This window comes from Mesorhizobium sp. M3A.F.Ca.ET.175.01.1.1, assembly GCF_004791945.1.
Classification (GTDB): domain Bacteria; phylum Pseudomonadota; class Alphaproteobacteria; order Rhizobiales; family Rhizobiaceae; genus Mesorhizobium.
The window spans coordinates 1-300 of the sequence record NZ_SRTP01000327.1 but is presented as its reverse complement, the minus strand read 5'-3'; the positions used below and the strand labels follow the sequence as shown (position 1 = coordinate 300).

The 300-nt window shown below is 64.0% G+C and carries 1 protein-coding gene; it reads left to right on the top strand.

Translation table 11 applies throughout. The features are described from left to right. On the top strand, positions 1 to 300 hold a 300-nt coding region (locus EN818_RS33410; RefSeq protein ID WP_210237339.1), incomplete at both ends, for a hypothetical protein.

Sequence of the window (300 nt, the reverse complement as noted above, 5' to 3'; positions counted from 1 at the left end):
CCGAGGGGACAGCGGTTTTGCGCGGTCCGCGAGGAGATCTGTCCCGGCTTCGTCCCGCCGACGTCCCGCAGCGATCAGCCGGTTTTCCTTGACGGCTTCTTCGCCTGTGCCGGTTCTTGGCTTGATTCGGACGGCTTCACCTTGCGCTGCGCCCGCTTCCGGTTCGCCTTTTCCAGGCGCTTCTTGAGCGCCTTGATCGCGGCCGGAGGGGGGTACCGAGGCTTCGCACAAACCTCCATGAAGTGCCTGGCAGACTTCTGCGAAGGTACCGTGCTTCGCGCGCTTTCTGGGTCGATTCAG